The organism is Microbulbifer sp. THAF38, assembly GCF_009363535.1.
Lineage (GTDB): Bacteria > Pseudomonadota > Gammaproteobacteria > Pseudomonadales > Cellvibrionaceae > Microbulbifer.
Genome location: NZ_CP045370.1, coordinates 74145 through 91042, shown reverse-complemented (window position 1 = coordinate 91042; position 16898 = coordinate 74145). Strand labels below are relative to the sequence as shown.

Sequence of the window (16898 nt, the reverse complement as noted above, 5' to 3'; positions counted from 1 at the left end):
CCTTATGCGCAGATTTTAGTTTTCTTAGTTTGGGTGGATGTGTTTGTGATTTCCTCAATCTCCTGAACCTCTCGATAGATCTTCGACATAGACAGATCAGTTTCCCTGGCCACGTAAAGTAGCCGTTCTCGATAGCCAGCGATCTTGATAGAGTTCAACCAGGCATCATAGATTTGATGCTGCTCTTCCAGGGTGGATACCGGAAGACGGCCCTTTACGGTCGGTAAATTCAGGAATTTTTTCCGACTCGCAACCTGCGTTGAACGGAGTCCAAACAACTCCCCCATCATAATCTTGCACGCTCCACGGCGTAGAAACTCGTCGATCATTTCATACTGCCGCGTTTCTTCAGCAGCCAGTTCAATAATCTTGGATATTTTCGGTGAATCGATCCTGAAAACCTCCAAGGCGCTAAGGTCTCGGACATAATTACCAGATATACTAAAAATCTGGTCCGCCCGAAGCCTAACAAGCTTCTGCATTATCTCAATTGATAGGCCTAGCCTTTCCGCCAGCTCCATATCTCCCTGCTGACACCCTTCTAATGCGCTCAGCAATAAGGAGGAAATGAACCTGGATGACTCGTCTTTTAGCTTTGTGCTTAACGCCATCTCTGATTCTCCAAAGGTTGATTATTACTTTGTAAGCTGGTTCTAACCCCAACAATGAGCCGGATCAGGGACTCAAAGCCTTCTTCACTTGCATGGCAGAAAACTTTAGAAGGTAAAATTGAAAGGTCCGCACTTGTCAGGTTCAGGCGATCTCTGACGATAGAAACTAGGTTCTCTGCATCAACGCAGGTTTCATCTATTCCCATCTCTTCCAAAACCTCAGGGGTAACTTGCCCATCCAACGCCCCAGAAAGGCTAACAAGTAAGAAGTAAACTTCCGCTTCGAGAGGACTCTCTGTATGTTGAGGTACGGCTACGACATAACCAGAGGGTAAGTTATCAGTACCAAGAACAACATCTGCCAGGCCAAATGACTCAAGTACATTAGTTGCGATTGCTCTATTCGAGGGGCGACTGGTTGGGGTTGAGTCTTTTTCAGGCGTCTGGAAGTGGGCTTGGATTTGTTTCAGAGAGACACTGCCGTTATGGGCATTGATGAAGGTCACGAGCTCAGAGTCAAATTGACTGTGGGGCTTCACATCTACTAATTCATTCCTCAAGGACCGTAGGGTATCAATTACCTTTCGGCTGACTGAATCGAGGAAAAACTGGTTTGTTATGTAGGGGGATAACTCCTCAGCAAGGTACAGCATTGCTGTGATTGACTGTCGTCGAATTGGCATTCCTCTACTCGACATCTCGTTTGCAAGGTCATCTTGCGTCGGATCTGCTCCAAGTGATTCAACCAGTAGCCGTCGGATATTTAGGACAGCATTCGCGGTTTCCAGGAATGTGTTGTCCCCTCTTAGATTATTCTCTACCAGGTGTCTAATGCTCAGATCCAGGTCAGAGGTAAACTTTTGCTTTGTGAGTGGCGGGTAAAGATATGAGTCGTCTTGAGTTTCTTTGTATAACTCCCGACATATTAGAAGCCTTGTCTGTCCCCCCTGGGACAAAACCCATTTCTGCTGCCCTGGATGAAAGACAATGTGTAGAGGGTCTTGGATACCTTTACATCGAACCGACTCTTTAATTTCATCGTACTTTGGATTTCTCGAACGGCGCTGATTGAGGTGAAACACCTCAATATCGAAGCAGCTTATCTGTCCCTGCTCGCTACTTTGCATCGTTGTAAGTTTTGTTGGGGCTCTCATCCTTGATCAGCCTGAAAGTGCAATTAATATTGAACATTCTGTTTTAGCTCGCGCTATATGTCAATAAAAAGTGCCCTAAATAGTGTCTTTTTATTTATTTGTTCAATATATATTGCCCTTAGCCTTTTTGAGTACTGCCCCTCCTCATCTCCCCAAAGCCCTACATATAGGGCAAAGGCAGTCTTATTAGTCACATGACTAGCAAAATGCCTAATTTCAGGACAGTCGGCCTCCACCATTTAGTCACAAGACTAAATGTGGTTAAGCATTAACATTCCCTACCACTCCCATTTAGTCGTGTGACTAACTCTAAGTGCCATGCTATGGTGTATTTAGTCATATGACTAATAAGGAAATAATCAATGAGTAACCTGCCCTATTTGATCGATGCTGAAGAAGCTATTGAGTACTACAAGGGGAAAAGTGATCTCACAGACGCTGAAAAAGCATATATCGTGGCGATCCTGAGCAAGGAGGGTCTCTCTAATAAGGACATTCGGCGGTCATTGGGTATCGACAAAGTTTATACGGTTACCCATCTCAAGCGTGTAGGGACCAGCTTAACGGATGCAGAACTTAATCTCTGGCACAAGAACCCTTCCAGGATAACGTTGGGACACACTCGGGCAATCGCCAGGCTTCCAGCGCAAAAGCGGGAGGAGCTACTTAGGGGTTTGCTGACCAAGAGAACGCCGGTTCATAAGTTTGAATCAATCGCCAAAGGGAAGGAGGAAGATCGAGATTCAGACATTAAGCGGCATGAACGTATTATGGGAGAGGTTCTTGGGCGGCAGATAAGAATCCGCTTTAACCCAGCCAAACTTTCCGGTTCACTCACACTAGACTTTTTCGGCCTTGATGATTTTGAGCACATTTCTCGATGCCTGGGCTTCAAGGCGGATGATCACCTATAGCACCCATTCCCTTTAAAATTTTCAAGCCTATGGGCACCTTCTCGACTTAAATTTTTTAAAGGTTTTCTTGGCTCAATACCAATATTTTCCCTTATATATCAATAAGTTACCAAGTTTTGGGGCTCTATTCCCTTGACGGGAATGAGCCCCTTTTGATCCACATTCCCGTCAAGGGAATTCCCCGCTCATCAAGAGCCTACTTTTAGGGTGGTCGTCAAGAATGACAGGATTTTCTTTAGCTGGGAGTCATCTACACCGGTTATTTCAAACTTGGTAGCCCCCTTGTTGGTAACCGAATGCTTCAGGGTCTTGCCGTCTTTAGACTTATACACCACAGGCTTCCAAGTCTTAGGCTCCTTCACCTTGCTTCTAACTGCCCCTTTAAGAAGCTTGATCACCTGCTCCACATCAGGCAACTCCAGTTTGTCTCTTAATGCAGCCCTTCTTAGGTCAAGTAACTCTTCAGCCTTGGCAATCAAGGGGCTCTCACCTTTCTTCCTCAGCGAGGCAATGGTTTCACCATAGGAAAGGGGCATATCTGAAGGGGATGGCAGAATACGCACAAAAATTTCATCCAGCTCCACACATGCACGGAAACGCGATATATGTGAAGAGCTAATTCCTTTGGCTGCCCCCAACTGGGTCCAATTCTCAAACTCCCCCCTTTCAATTTGCTTCTGATAGGTTTTAGCTTTTTCGTAGGGACTTACATCCTGGTGCTTATTCTCGATAATGCTGAGTTCCCGAACATCAGCGTCAGGAACATCACCAACGAGAGCCAAGTACTCTTGCTTAGCTAGCTTTACCGACGCCAAACGTCGAGAGCCCTCTATTAACTCAAAACGACCATCTTTTTTGGGGCGAACGGTACCGGGCTTTTGCTGACTATGTTTCTTAATTGACGGGAGAATATCTTGCAAAGAAATTTCATCGAGGAATTCTTGGATACGCTCATTCTCTGGAGATACATCAATTAATGAAGGATCGATACGTCGAAGCTCGAATGTGATCTCCTGCTTCGTAACAGGCATAGTAAGGACTATTGGTGCCCCTTCAGAGTCGGAATTCTTCACTTCCTCTAACGCTTGAAGCAGATCGGCCTTCTCTTTTTCAAAGTTGAGCTGAGCTTCTTCCAGTGCCTTTTCAGCTTTTTGCTTTTCTGCTTTAAGCCCATCTGTAATGCTGGTTGGGCGGTTGTCTCCAGTCATGACTCCAAGCGCTGGTGAAGGCCTGCGGTTTCTTTTAGGAGTTATGTCTACAAGCTCGTCTGTATCAGCCCCAGATAGCATCTCATCAATATTCCCATACTTATCCTTAGCCATAGTTACACCCCCTCTCCGGCGTTATTCTTCAGTTCTTCTAATTCGCTCTTCACAGCATCAGCATTTGCCATAATTTGATCAATTTTGTCGATGTGTGAAGTTCTCAATAAATCCTCATAACAAGTTTCCCAAACCGCATCGTGCATCTCATCAAACAGCTTGTCGAACATTTCACATGTTTGTTTCAACCGCTTGCGGTTGTCTGCTTCCGCTGGGTTTTGTTCATAAATGGAGTACGTAAAGTTGGTCGCCTTGCCGATCTCGTCTGAGGCATGAGCTTCTGTAGAGAGCACATCCCCTCTCTCGACAGTAAAAACCCGCCTAATGATTTGCCCCATGAATTGGGCATAGCTGCGGGTTGAATACTTTGTGACGAAAAAGCGTATATCAGGGATGTTGGGATAGAAACCACCTTCGTCGTAAGTTTGCACCGTCTCCGCAACCAAGCCTGCAAACTGTAAAGTCGATGCAAAATCAGGCATCGCAGCCGGAGTAGGTACGAACACCATATCGCATGCGGATACAACATTAAGGGTACTGATATTCAAGGATGGTGTGCCGTCTATGATGATGAAGTCATAATCCTTTCCGACTTCAATCAACCCACTACGCAACTTCATAATACGGTCGTTAATGGGGACATTGGCATCATCCATCACTTTGGGCATCAGTAGGTCGATGTTTAGATTCTGCAAACAGCTCGGGATTATGTCGATGTTTTCCCAATATGTTTTTTGAATCGCATAATGTAAGGATCTTGACGCTCCCTCTGGGTGTCCGGCTTCGACGAGGGCAGCGTCATCCTCCAGGAAAAACGGGGCGATCGTATTTTCATAGTGAACGTTAACATCAGGCCTCTTCCCAAAGAAAAAGCTCAAAGATCCTTGCGGATCAGTATCGAGCAAAAGCACTCGGTAGCCCTTCATCGCAAGGTACTGAGAGAAAAGGTGGCAAGTAGTTGTCTTTTGGCTACCACCTTTAAGATTGAGAATACCCACTACGGCAGCGGATGCACCTTCAGGTTTTCGAGGCGCGGTGTTAAACACTTGGCGGATATGGTTAATGTGGTTGATCGTGTATCCAGAACGGACCTTCTTAGTCGTATCCAAGCGATATTCAGGTTCAGGCAGTCGCCCGTCTTGCTCTGCCGCATATAAGAGAGAATGGCTGATGCCAGCCAGCTCAGCAGCTTGCGTTGTGCCATAACGCCGCTTTTGAATACGCTCATCAACTTGGGCAACCTCCAACCACTCAGGATCGTGCTTCGTTTTCTGTGCCTTGCGGACCAAGCCAGGAATCTCTTTCATAATCGTCTCACCGCGCTTAACCACGGTTGCGATCTTTTTAAGAGAGGCCAGCAAGTAGCTCTTCTGCGCTTCGTTATTTGTCATTTCGGTATCCATTGCTGGTTAAAATTGACTTTGTTCATGTTTCATGGAAAATCCGATTCTATATTCACGGATTGGCAAACAAAAGCTTCATTTGGTGAATGAGGGAGTTTTTGAGTGCATTTTGGTTAATATGCACTCAGTCCGGTTCAATAACGTGATCTGAACAAGAGGCTTTTGCTGCTGTAGGAACATCAATATGAATAAAAAAGATTTGGAGCCGATAAAATCTCAGCAACTGAACCTTAATCTTTTTGAGCTAGACCCTCTCCTGGATAAGAACTACAGCAACACGCTGGAGATCTATGATCTCGCCGGGAAGTTTCTCTACGGCAAGCTCAATAAATACCTAAGTTCAGCATCGGCAGAGGAAACTGAATTCACTCGAATAACCAACTACAAGGACATGGAGCTCCGAGTCTCCGTAACCGCTGCAAACATAGAGCGAGTGAAAGGAGGGACAAAACAGAGGGTGTTCGTGTTCCCTGGTGCCAGGGAAGAAATCATCGAAGATGTGCTTCGCAAGCTGGCCACAGAAAGAAGAGCAGAAGCATACGAAGCAACGACAGGTACCAACGCAGGCACCAAATTTGTCGGCATCGCCTTCACACTTTACGAGATATATGAGGAGCTGAAGAGGGTAGGGAAGTCTTACTCTTATGCTGAGATAAAGGAGGCTCTGCATATTATGAATCGCTCCATTCTCTCCATTCAGAGTATGGACAAGTCAATTGACCTTTCGGCCCCATTTTTTCCATTAATGGCGATCGCAGACAGGAGTAACAAAAAGGAAACCAGGTCCTTTGTGTGCTTTCACCCCATGGTTACTAATGTCATCCTCACTTCAAGCTTCAGACGCTATAACTACGCCAAAGCACTTGAGTTTAAAGGTCACTTCACTAGGCTAACCTACAAAAGACTATGCCACCGATGGATTCAAGCTTCTCCTGGCAAGCCATATACAATTCTTCTGAGCACTTTAATAAGTGCTATGAAAGATCCTTATCAGAACACTTACCAGGATAAGGCCCTGTTTAAGGGGGTCATGGAGGATCTGGTGAAAGAGGATGTCCTCGAACGCTACGAGATGACTCCGAAGAAGGAAGGCAAAAAAATCATCGACTGGCGCTTTGAGCTTTATGCCTCGAACACTTTTGCGAAACAAGTAGCCGCCAACAACAAAGTAGCCAACACAATCCAGGGAAGCAGTTCAGACCCCAACGAACACGCAGTCCCCAGAATCCAGCAAAGCGAAGACGAAATCTACTTCTGAGTCAGGTACTCATTCTCTACGTTAAACCTCAGCTTTTTCCGGCTATCAATCCGGTGCCGGCCTATCTCTACCTCAAACCTTAGTAAAATTGATAACCAAAGATCAAAATTCAGTCTATGAAAGCAAATTTTGCTTAGGTTTGAGGTAGAGTTGAACCGTCCGTTAGGCCAAAGACTTGATTATGGAGGTTTGCGGTAGAGTTAAGGTCATCATCAGTTCTTCGTTAAATACTCCAAACCATTCAATTTTTCGAGTTTCCTACCATTTTTTCTGAAATAGATGACAAAAACGCCAATCAGATGGCTCAACTGAAGAAAACTCTATGCCAAACCTTAGTAAGGTTTGAGATAGAGAATTACCAAGGTTTACGATAGAAGACAAGAAAGAGTACGTTTTATGAGCAATATATATTGAGGTTTGTCGTAGAGAAATGGCGAAAGTGTGATGTGATGTGCATACCTCTGTGAATTATGTGTTGGTATGCTCTTAATATTCTGTTACTAGATGTGTATAAGTTCGTGGGTATAGGGTTTAAGATAGAACTATACTAAGGTTTGACCGTGAATACCACCAAGGTTTTACATAGAGTAATACCAAGGTTTAAGAGGGTGTATTACTCAGGTTTGTCATAGATGAGATTAATGTAAACCCCCGTATAATGAGAGCTATGAGCAGAAAAGGGCGAAAGCCTACCGAGGCTCTACCGGTTTTATACCGTCTTTAAACCGTTTTTTACTCTTTAATACAGATAATAAATACATTGTATTTATTATAATTATTCCGACCTACGGTTATGTTTTAACAGTAGAATCAGAATTGACTGTCAAAGGAAGTTGGGCTGGTCTTTCTTTAAGCAAAATCTTTTTGGGGAACAAAAGAAGAGGCCTAAACAGCCTCAAAAGTCTTGCCTTGCTGTACCCTTACACCAACTTCACGATTTTTGAGATAGGCGACAACAGCCGTGTACAAAGCTCTTGTAGTGTTGCAATTCCAGTGCTCCTCCAGAATCTGAATCTCGCTGACAGCCTTGCACACATAATAGGACCTGTTATCTCCATCTTTTGAATTAGCCATAGCGATAAGATTATCCCGATTCTCGATAGCCCAATGGACGGCAGCATCGAACAGTTGGTACTGATACTTGAAGGAACCATCTACCGCACAAATGAGTTTCATAGTTTGTCTATCATCGTCACTGAGTTTGAGAGTGAATGGTGTCAATCTAGATTTATCCTGAGCCATATCTTGCTGCTTACCGTGTGTGAAGTTAATAACATCAGATTCTCAGGATTCTGATCCATCAGACGGTGTAGAACGATCCTTTTTAGGTCAGCTTCTAATGACCCTTTACGACTACTTGGCCTAGGGGCTCTAAGGCATCCTATGGTTGAGGAGGTATGCGCATGTTAATCACCTTATTCAAACGAAAGCGTAATAAATCGGACGTAGAGACAGCACCAAGCAAGTATGCTCAGGCAAAGTCAGGTAAAGAGCTTTTAGAATCACCCAAGCGATCCACCTTGATACGCAAGATCAAGCGTCTATTCAGCATCACTGAGGATGTGTGGAATAACCACTATCTCTTTGCGATTGAGAGGTTCGCCGAACTTGTCCAGGAAGTACCTGCCTCTGAAATCCATCATCACTCCAAAGAAGGTGGTTTGATCGATCACACTTTAGAGGCTTTGTATGCCGGGATAAGAATTGCTCAAGGCTATGTATTACCACCTAATTCTGAACCAGAACACATTGCATCATCATCGGACCGATGGAGGTTTGGAGCATTCATTGCGATCCTCACACATGACATTGGCAAGGTCGTCACTGACATTGAGATTGTGTACAGGGAAAGGGGCGGAGAATTTGAGCATTGGCACCCTTGGTATGGAAGTATTCCAACAGGGGCCGAATATAGCTATCGGTACAAAAAAAGAATCAGCAACTCCAAGATTGCGAAATCTCTTCATGAAAAAGCTGCCATGTCCCTACTACCGAGGTTGCTAACCAAGAAGGCAGCACAATGGATCTTTGAAGATACAGAGTTGCTGGCACAATTGTTTAATACCGTGTCACACTCTACCTTCGGCGGACAGGCTATCGCTGAAATTGTAAGAGTTGCAGACAGCGCTAGTGTTGCGAAAAACCTTGGCGCAGAAACCGGTATGAAAACAGATCATTCAACTGCAATACCTCTCCATGAAAAGCTTATCGTTTCCTTAAGAAAGTTAATTACAGATGGAGACTTAAAGCGAAACAAGCCGGGTGCAGCTGTATGGGTGACTGATAGTGATACTTGGGTGGTTTCAAAGGCTACTATGGAAGCTGTACGGGTTCAGCTGTTGAACGAGGGGCATAGAGGTATACCTCAAAATGTGGTGCGTCTATTTGAAGTTTTGAACGATCATGATCTCCTGATTAAAAATTCTTATGGAGAAAGCGTTTGGACAGCTGAGATTAATGACTTCGCTAAAAATTGGCAGCAAAAACTTACATTCCTTCGATTCAAAAATGAAATTATTTGGCCAACAAGTAACCCAGAAACATTTGATGGCGAAGTGCTCCCAGTAGATAAGTCCGGGAACATTATAGAAGGCACTCAGACACCTGGGGATTTAAATGTCATAGAGAAATCAGCCAAATCATATTTTAATAAGTCAACGGATAAGGGAATAACAAATACTCTTAAATCCAAGCCGAAAAAAACGACTCTGCCAGACTCTGTTTTATTAAAACATGATAAGCAAAATGCTATTGATGCCTTGAAAGATAAAGGAGAAACAAAGAAACATATAGATAATGCTCCTGCCGAAAGAACCCATGAACGAGATCCGATGCCAAAGAAGACACTCTCTGAAGATAAAGGTCAGAATGGGATAAGCTCACATGAAGCTAAAAATTTAAAAAATATCTCAAAAAAAATACAGAAAGAACTTATTACACAAAATGATTTCTTAACATGGCTATTAAAAGGTATCTCTCGCCGACAGATTCGTGTTAACGAATCAAAAGCCCCAGTACACATTCTTGATAGTCATGTAGCTTTGGTAACACCTGTTATTTTTAATTTATTCTTAGACAAAAATTCATTGAAGAAGCGCCTATATGAGAAGAGGGCAGGGGACAAAAAAGTTTATACTCTACTTCAGAAGGAGTTGGAGTCCCTGGACATACACCAGAGAAGCTCAAGCGGTCAAAATATAGTCAGGATGACTGTAGAAGGGCAGCGTTCTCAATCGGAACTTCGGGTCTACCTACTGAATCGAGACTACTTTCCGTCACTTTCAAACTTCAGCACTAACAAGGCCATGACTATTAACATGTGACCTCATAGGTCCCTGTATACCACCTTCGCACAGCTCCATTTCTCGTGTCCATCATGGACGTAAGGTGTCAAAATGGCTATATTAGGTGCAACAATTATTAATGCACTTTTACTCACCATAGAGGCTTCAACTACTATAAATTGTGCCGTAAATAGGATTTCCGACGCTTGATCGCCTATTTCTGGCAGTAAATGCTGCAATAGAGGATACTCGCCTCCAGAAGGTGATCACGCGAACGATGAGTACAAAACGAAACACTGAACACGATGCCTTTGGATTGGCAGGTAATCGACTCAATCACATACTGGATCAAATTGGGTTCAAGCAAGGCCGAGGTAGGATGGCCGAGTTTCAAAATTATCTCACTGATAAAGCGCCTAACATTTTTGGTGATCTAAAATATACGACGGTAAGATCCTGGTTCCAAGAGCACTCTCCTCCAATGAGGAAGATAGATGCTGCCATACACGCGCTTCAATATGACTATACATTTCATCACGACGTTTCTCATATAAAAACCTGGTGGAAGGTCGGAGGATTTTATCCGTTCGTCAATGAGTATGGTGATCCCGTTCCTTCAATTAATGACCTGCAACAAGAAGTAACGGACAATAATGAAAAACTTCAGTTTGTAGTAATGTCTCTTGTAACAGAAGAAACTGGAGAATTGTTCCGTACCTTATCTAGTAACGAATTAGTCATGTTGAAGGATAAGGCGGTACAGTTTGCACAAGATTTTTCTGACCCATTTAAGACTGAATGCCCGTCAGAATATTTGCGCATTGTTATTAAAGCCGAGCTGTCATCGCTTTTAAAAAAACAGACAAAGTGATATGCATCAGGCTATACAAAGATTGCCATTGTTTAGCCTGATAATTTCCTCCAGTCTCTTCATTGGCACTTTTAAAGTAGATATCTAAGTAGTCGCTGCCGACAACAATGATTTAAACCTAAGTATCTCTCAGAAAAGTGCTCGGACTACACTATCTAGCACGAATGTAGTATTTCTCTATTGTCGCTTGTTGGATGGGCTGGAGTTCCAATTGTTAATCGTCACTAATGAACACAAGCAAATCAAACTGTTACATTGGCGATCGTTTTGGTTCCGCCAATGTGTTGACTACCATCTTACCAAGACTTGATTAGAGCAAGACCTCAGCGATAATCTATATCCAACGATATAAACCTTTTTATAAACACCCATTTGGTGGAAGAACTCTATCCAAAGCAACCGTCTTGTATTTGTGTGTTTTTTGATAGTGAGAAAAAATACCTATCCAATCAAAAGTTGTAGATAGAATAAACTGGTTTTACTTGATCCAAGGTGCTCTAAAGGGTGGAGGGATGTCTGCGCGGACCATCGATAACTATGTAACTGAACACAAGATATATGATTCATTGTTATACTATCCAGTATAATTTATGATCAACGTTCTCTGAACGTCATGCTTTACTCACTCTGCAAGAACAAGTTTCCAGCCATAGCTTACACACTTAAGTTAGTCGAGTGTGGAGCAGGGTGTGTCTTAGCTGCTCATATCGAAAAACAACTGGCTCTGCCATGTGTCATCAAAAGATAATAATGATTACATTGCTGGATGCCACTAAAGGATAAGTGTTAATTTTTATACAGGAGAGTTGTCCACCGCGAAATCAACTCCAATAATGGAGAACGTTCCAGTTAACCAAAGGTTAGCTGAACTATTACAGTTAGATTTTGGTTCATCTCATGAAGTATGGAGAAATACATGAGTAATAAGAAAAGGATTTCATATAAGTCATTACTAAGTACTTTAGTAGTGTTTCTCTCTGTAGTGATTTATTTCCCAATAATTTTCATAATCCATTATCAATTAGAAAGCCATGTTGCTCTTGAAATAAAAAATATAAAAAAGACCACGGAACGTAATTTTACTAATTTACTTGCCTATGCAATTGAGGTAGGCAATGAAGAGGTTATCAGTTCAATCCTAAACGACATTAAGGATTACAATTTTGTTTACAGCATAACTATCCTTGATAGGAATAAAAAAATCTTATGGTTTGTAAAAAGCGATGGCTATGATGGACTGGAGGTCTCCGACCTTAGTTCTAAAGAACTTCCTATTTACTCAGTCCCTTCAATCACCAAGTCAGCAATTGAAAATGATATTATAGAAATTGATAGCGAACCGCCGGACAGAGGTCAGGTTGGTACGTTGTTGATCAGCTACATAGATGTTCTCGGTACAGGGTCCATCTATTCCCTGGTAATTAAATCGCTACTCATTTCTATTCTTTTCGGAATCATATCTGCTGGAATATTGTTCTTTGTTCTTCGTTCAATAAATAAGAACCTCCGAAATATGAATGTGTCTGCAAGAAAATTGGCTGAAGGTGCAAGGGGCATAAGGTTGTCAGGTGATTCGACAATATATGAGATTGCCGAATTCTCTGAATCCTTCAATATCATATCAAAGGAGTTGGAGAAGAATTGGAATGATATAGAGCATCAAGAGCAAGTGTATGAGTTAAAACACAATATTCTACAAATAGCCGCTCATGAATTAAGGACACCTATTGGTAGTATTAAAACATTTCTCGACATTGCGATTCATCATAATACAGAGAAGCGTTGTTCAGATGTTTTGTCTACGTTGAAAAAATGCTTTTCGGATATTGATGCGCTAGATAGGCACATCACATCAATCCTTTGTTTATCAGCCTTGGAAAATGGCTCGCTAACCAGAAGTGATGAGTGGGTTAGTGTGCGGAAACTTTTCAACGATATCGACAAACAATTCTCTGTAAAGTGCAAAGCAAAACAAGCTGTATCATGGAATTTCTACACCCAAGGAGAGCAGCACGATCAAGTGTTCATTGACTATGATTTGGTTTCGATCATAGTATCCAATGCCATTGATAATGCTGTTAAGTACACTAATCGTGGCTTTGTGACGGTATCATATGAAGTTAAAGATAATGAGCTGTTGGTAATCGTTCATGATAGCGGTGTTGGGCTTACCTTAAAGGATATCGAGGTTCTAACCACTCGACCTGATCAATTGCAAAATAATATTAAAAGAACCCGAGATGGCTGGGGTATCGGCATGGCTACCATGCATAGGTTTGCCGACTTCCTTGGTGGAACAATAGAGATTGAGAGCAAAAAAGATTTTGGAACAAAGGTAAGTATCCGAATTCCTGCTGAATGTAGATCTGAGATGATAGCTATCGAGAATGAAGAAGGCATGGCACATAAAAGCCTCCCTCTATCTGTTGGAAATGGGTTAGGACTTAGTACTTCGTATGTTCATAACATCATAGAGCATGGCTTAAAAGTATTGGTGATTGATAACGACGCACAATACCTCAGCCAAATGGAAGAGCTACTATCTCCAGATTTCCTTCGTAGAAAAGACGTACAAGTAACGTTTTGTTCCAGCCCTTCCGATGCAATTAGACTCGTCGAAGAGTTTAAATTTGATCTGTTACTAATTGACTACCATATGCCGGGCATGGATGGGTTGCAGTTCCTTCAATTTCTTAGCAATAATGAAAACGAATGTAAGGGGGCGACCAAAATTGTGATAACTGCAGATGCAAACATTCCTGAGGCTGTGAAACGTGAAATGTTGTCTATGGCAGACAAGATTATTAGCAAAGGAATAACATCTGCTGATATTAGAACGATAATCAGGTCTATCTCTTTAAAGTTAGTTTCATAGTAATGTACTTTTCAAATGAATGAGTAGGTTCCTTAAAATGAGCTACAAGCGTTATAAAGCTATAGACTAAGCTGGATGTGCACGATGTGAATGTGATTATCAGGTTGGACGCTTTAAAGATTTCTATTGGGTGCTAATAAAGCAACCAGTTTTGGATGGACCACATGAGTATATTGGTATGAGAACCGAGCAGCTCGCTACAGAAATATATCAAATTGAATTAAGCAGCGTAGATCCTCGAAAAGTTAGATTCATCGAATACTATCCACCCGAAAATTTCAATGATGGGATATTCCCTAATGGATTTGCTGAGCAGCTCCTTATCCCTATGTTTAAAAATCCTAACAGTATTAAAAAAATTTTTGGGGGGAAGCCGGAATTTCAATATTTTGACTCTCCCAGAACGTACAACCCCCCATTTAATAATGCCGTGGAATTCTTCTCCGAGCGTGGTATTTCAATTTGATTACAGCCAATTAATTATTCACTGATAAATTCTGCCCAGATTGTGTCTAATGCATCTGGGTTTTCTTTGTCGATGCTCGACATTAATCTCGATAACCATTTCAGCCTTGTCTCCAGATCCTCATTCAAGAGACCTTGATAAGGCGGCTCATCAGGGTTCATTAAGTATCGAAGTCGATGTCTATGTTGTTCGGCTTCTATCGCCTGGTAAGCTTCTGTTTGTTTTGTACTGCTGTGGCCGAGTTGTGATTTTGCGTGGATGCCGAGTAGGGTGGCTGTGCCATGTCGAATCCAATGGCCGGTAGCATCCTCCAGAATAGCCAACTCCCAGCTTTCAAGCTTGATATCCGGACACTCTATAGCCCATTCTCGCACTTTCCGTAGTAGATCAACTATATGGCCATGTATAGAGTGGTAGCTCAATGGTTTTGAGGTCTTTGTGCTGGCGTCTACCTTGAGAGGGAGTAAGAGATGGCGGGGCCCTTGATCCTCTGGGAGCTTGTCATTTACCTGGCGTCGCCGATTAGCCTTTTTTATCACAATTACCGGCAGCCCGAGGGCGCTGCGGTACCGCAGATACTCCGCTTCCAGTTCTGGTATCCAGGGAACATCTTTTCTGCGGATGCCAGTCCCTTTAACAGTCAATGTCAGTTGATTGTGGCCTTTCCGGTTGCGGTAAATATCATCCAGAGTTGCCGTTGTTCCACTCGATAGTCTCGCTGCGGTATAGAGATAGAAGTGGAAGAGCCAGCGCCATTGCGCAAAACGACGAGTCTCCACACAACTAAATTCTTTGCCATGATCCAGAAAATGCAATATGGCCTGGATGCATTTCAAAGGCAGTTCCCTAGGATCACCATCTTCGGTTTCATCCTTGGTCGAGGTTTTGGCCTTAGTTACTGGCTTAATCAATGTCCAGGGATTTCCAGATAGGTACCCTGCGTTAACAAGCCATGTGAAGAGTGCTTTGATTTTATCTACCGTTTGATTAGTGGATACGGGACTCAATGGAGCCCTGAATGGTTTCCACTCTGGGTTCGGCACCTTTCGACCAGCTCTCAGCAACGTTAACCCTGGTGGCCGACATTTCTTTCCAGAGCACAGCTCGGCTGCTGGGGCCATAAGCCAAGACTGAAAAGTCTGACAGTGTTCCACTTTGACTTCCCGTAATGACCGCAAGTTTTCCAGGTGCATAAAGACAGCAAATTTCCTGAGGTCGCGCTGTACGGTGTTTAGCGTGGTTGGCTTTTGGCAGCGGATCAATAGGTAAAGGGCAATAGCTTCTCGGTCATTACTGGCATCAATTAATAGGCGATCGGTGTCAAGGCGCGATAGGGCTGGGTTGGACTTATTTTCCTCAATTGCCATGATCTGGTGCTGAACCATTTTCAAGGGCCAGTTTGAATCTGAGTCTTGTATTTCCACTGAATAAACGTCCGAAAAGTCAGCAATTTCGTTGAACTGCGGGTCGTTTGAACTTACCCACAGCTAGGTGAATGCCGCCGCATGCTAAATTATATGTAGGTTAATATATTAGCATATATATTAAAATATAGCTATCAGGTGTGTAATTTAGTCTAGACCCTAGACCATATAGTCTTAACCTGTCACAATACGACCATGTTTAACGATTTACTGGAGATCTGGTCGATGTCTGTATTTAAGATACCTGAAGCCATCCTGGAGCTTTCCCCTGAGGAGCGTGTGGTGGCCGCAGGCCTCGCGTTGCTCAAACACCACCGCAAGATGCCCACTCAGGACAAGGTGGTAGAGGCGCTTTTACCACGTTCTGATGAAGGAACCGGCACCGGTAAAGGTACAGTGAATAAATATTGGCCTTCCCTTCAAAATGAGATAGCTCGGGAATTGACGCTGGCCGAGTGGTTGCCAGCGGATCTGCCTGACTTCGTGATTGACCATCTGAAGAAGCTGATGGACTGGGCGCGCCAGGATGCAGAGGCGCAGTTAGAGGGGCACAAGGCCACCCTCAATGAGAGGCAGCGGAAGTTAGATGAAGAAGAAGAAAGTCGAAAAGCGACTGAAGCTACCTTACGTGACAGAGTTAGGGAGCTAGAGGCTGCTGCTAGAAATCAGAATAGTGAAATAAGTCGGCAGCGAGACAAGCAGGCAGCTTTGGAGCAGTCTTTGGCGGAAACGCAGCGCACGACTGCGATTCAAAATGAGCAACTGGCTCATGCAAAAGAACGTGAGGAGACTTTGACAGGTAAGGTCGCTGAACTAAAGGATCAGATTGCAGGCTTACAAAAAGAGCATGATGAGAGAGCTGAGGAGTTGAAGATACGGAACAAAGACATTGTTTTCCTGGAGAATCAGCTTCAATCCCTTCAGCATCACCATGACGAGCAGCTTAGGTTGGTTTCAACGCTCAGGAACCAGATTACCGAATTGGGGGATCAGACGGCAACCTATGAGCAATCACTGGAGGAAAGCCAGATCGCGCTCGAAACCGCCCAGAAAACTATACAGGCGAATGAAACAAAGTTAGCCAGATTTGAGGGGCAGCTTGTTGTTTTGGACTCCCTGAAAACGTCTGTGGGGACATTAAAGGATGCACTTCATAAGGAGCAGGAAAGGAATATTGCTCTGGAGTTTGAAAAAGAGCGTCTAGGAAAAGAGCTTAAAATGTTAATTGATCGAGAGTCGAAGGTGGACAAATAAGAGAAGCCCTCAGAAGGTTGCTAGTTTAATGGTCAGGTGTAGTTTGGAAAAAGGAAACCAGC

General features: G+C 43.3%; 13 protein-coding genes. 7 read left to right on the top strand and 6 right to left on the bottom strand.

The features are described 5' to 3' along the window. Positions 1-2: 2 nt before the first annotated feature. Together FIU95_RS20940 and FIU95_RS20935 are read right to left on the bottom strand one after the other, a co-directional pair. On the bottom strand, positions 3-611 hold the full coding sequence (locus FIU95_RS20940) for an STY4526/YPO1902 family pathogenicity island replication protein (protein ID WP_152456588.1): 609 nt from the start codon (positions 609-611) through the stop codon (positions 3-5). Further along, positions 602-1765 carry a hypothetical protein gene (locus FIU95_RS20935; protein ID WP_152456587.1) on the bottom strand — a complete coding sequence of 388 codons (1164 nt, stop codon included), beginning with the start codon at positions 1763-1765 and terminating at the stop codon, positions 602-604. The genes FIU95_RS20940 and FIU95_RS20935 overlap by 10 nt, the downstream gene beginning before the upstream one ends. A 362-nt stretch (positions 1766-2127) precedes the next feature. On the opposite strand from FIU95_RS20935, the gene FIU95_RS20930 reads away from it, so the two are divergent. Beyond that, positions 2128-2679: a transcriptional regulator gene (locus FIU95_RS20930; protein ID WP_152456586.1), complete on the top strand. Its 552-nt coding sequence runs from the start codon at positions 2128-2130 to the stop codon at positions 2677-2679. A gap of 188 nt (positions 2680-2867) precedes the next feature. Here FIU95_RS20930 and FIU95_RS20925 read toward each other — a convergent pair whose 3' ends face one another. Together FIU95_RS20925 and FIU95_RS20920 are read right to left on the bottom strand one after the other, a co-directional pair. Then, on the bottom strand, positions 2868-4001 hold the full coding sequence (locus tag FIU95_RS20925) for a ParB/RepB/Spo0J family partition protein (RefSeq protein WP_152456585.1): 1134 nt from the start codon (positions 3999-4001) through the stop codon (positions 2868-2870). 2 nt (positions 4002-4003) lie between these two features. After that, positions 4004-5392: an AAA family ATPase gene (locus FIU95_RS20920; protein ID WP_152456584.1), complete on the bottom strand. Its 1389-nt coding sequence runs from the start codon at positions 5390-5392 to the stop codon at positions 4004-4006. Positions 5393-5588: 196 nt separating this feature from the next. Here FIU95_RS20920 and FIU95_RS20915 point away from each other — a divergent pair, with 196 nt between their 5' ends. After that, complete coding sequence (locus tag FIU95_RS20915) at positions 5589-6662, top strand: RepB family plasmid replication initiator protein (RefSeq protein WP_152456583.1); 1074 nt, start codon at positions 5589-5591, stop codon at positions 6660-6662. Positions 6663-7547: 885 nt separating this feature from the next. Here the strand turns inward: FIU95_RS20915 and FIU95_RS20910 are convergent. After that, positions 7548-7904, bottom strand: a complete 357-nt coding sequence (locus FIU95_RS20910; protein WP_152456582.1) for a hypothetical protein — start codon at positions 7902-7904, stop codon at positions 7548-7550. Positions 7905-8065: 161 nt separating this feature from the next. Between FIU95_RS20910 and mobH the strand changes: the two genes are divergently transcribed. From mobH to FIU95_RS20890, 4 genes are all read left to right on the top strand, one after another. After that, positions 8066-9985 carry a MobH family relaxase gene (mobH, locus tag FIU95_RS20905; RefSeq protein ID WP_152456581.1) on the top strand — a complete coding sequence of 640 codons (1920 nt, stop codon included), beginning with the start codon at positions 8066-8068 and terminating at the stop codon, positions 9983-9985. Between the two features lie 238 nt (positions 9986-10223). Further along, positions 10224-10817 carry a hypothetical protein gene (locus FIU95_RS20900; RefSeq protein ID WP_152456580.1) on the top strand — a complete coding sequence of 198 codons (594 nt, stop codon included), beginning with the start codon at positions 10224-10226 and terminating at the stop codon, positions 10815-10817. A gap of 916 nt (positions 10818-11733) precedes the next feature. Continuing rightward, on the top strand, positions 11734-13692 hold the full coding sequence (locus FIU95_RS20895) for a hybrid sensor histidine kinase/response regulator (protein WP_172975515.1): 1959 nt from the start codon (positions 11734-11736) through the stop codon (positions 13690-13692). A gap of 178 nt (positions 13693-13870) precedes the next feature. Beyond that, positions 13871-14158, top strand: a complete 288-nt coding sequence (locus tag FIU95_RS20890) for a hypothetical protein (protein ID WP_152456578.1) — start codon at positions 13871-13873, stop codon at positions 14156-14158. Positions 14159-14172: 14 nt separating this feature from the next. Here the strand turns inward: FIU95_RS20890 and FIU95_RS20885 are convergent, their stop codons facing one another. Beyond that, on the bottom strand, positions 14173-15525 hold the full coding sequence (locus FIU95_RS20885; RefSeq protein ID WP_152456577.1) for a site-specific integrase: 1353 nt from the start codon (positions 15523-15525) through the stop codon (positions 14173-14175). A gap of 282 nt (positions 15526-15807) precedes the next feature. On the opposite strand from FIU95_RS20885, the gene FIU95_RS20880 reads away from it, so the two are divergent. Continuing rightward, entirely contained in the window at positions 15808-16836 is a 1029-nt protein-coding gene (locus FIU95_RS20880; protein ID WP_172975514.1) for a DNA-binding protein, read from the top strand. Positions 16837-16898: the final 62 nt, after the last annotated feature.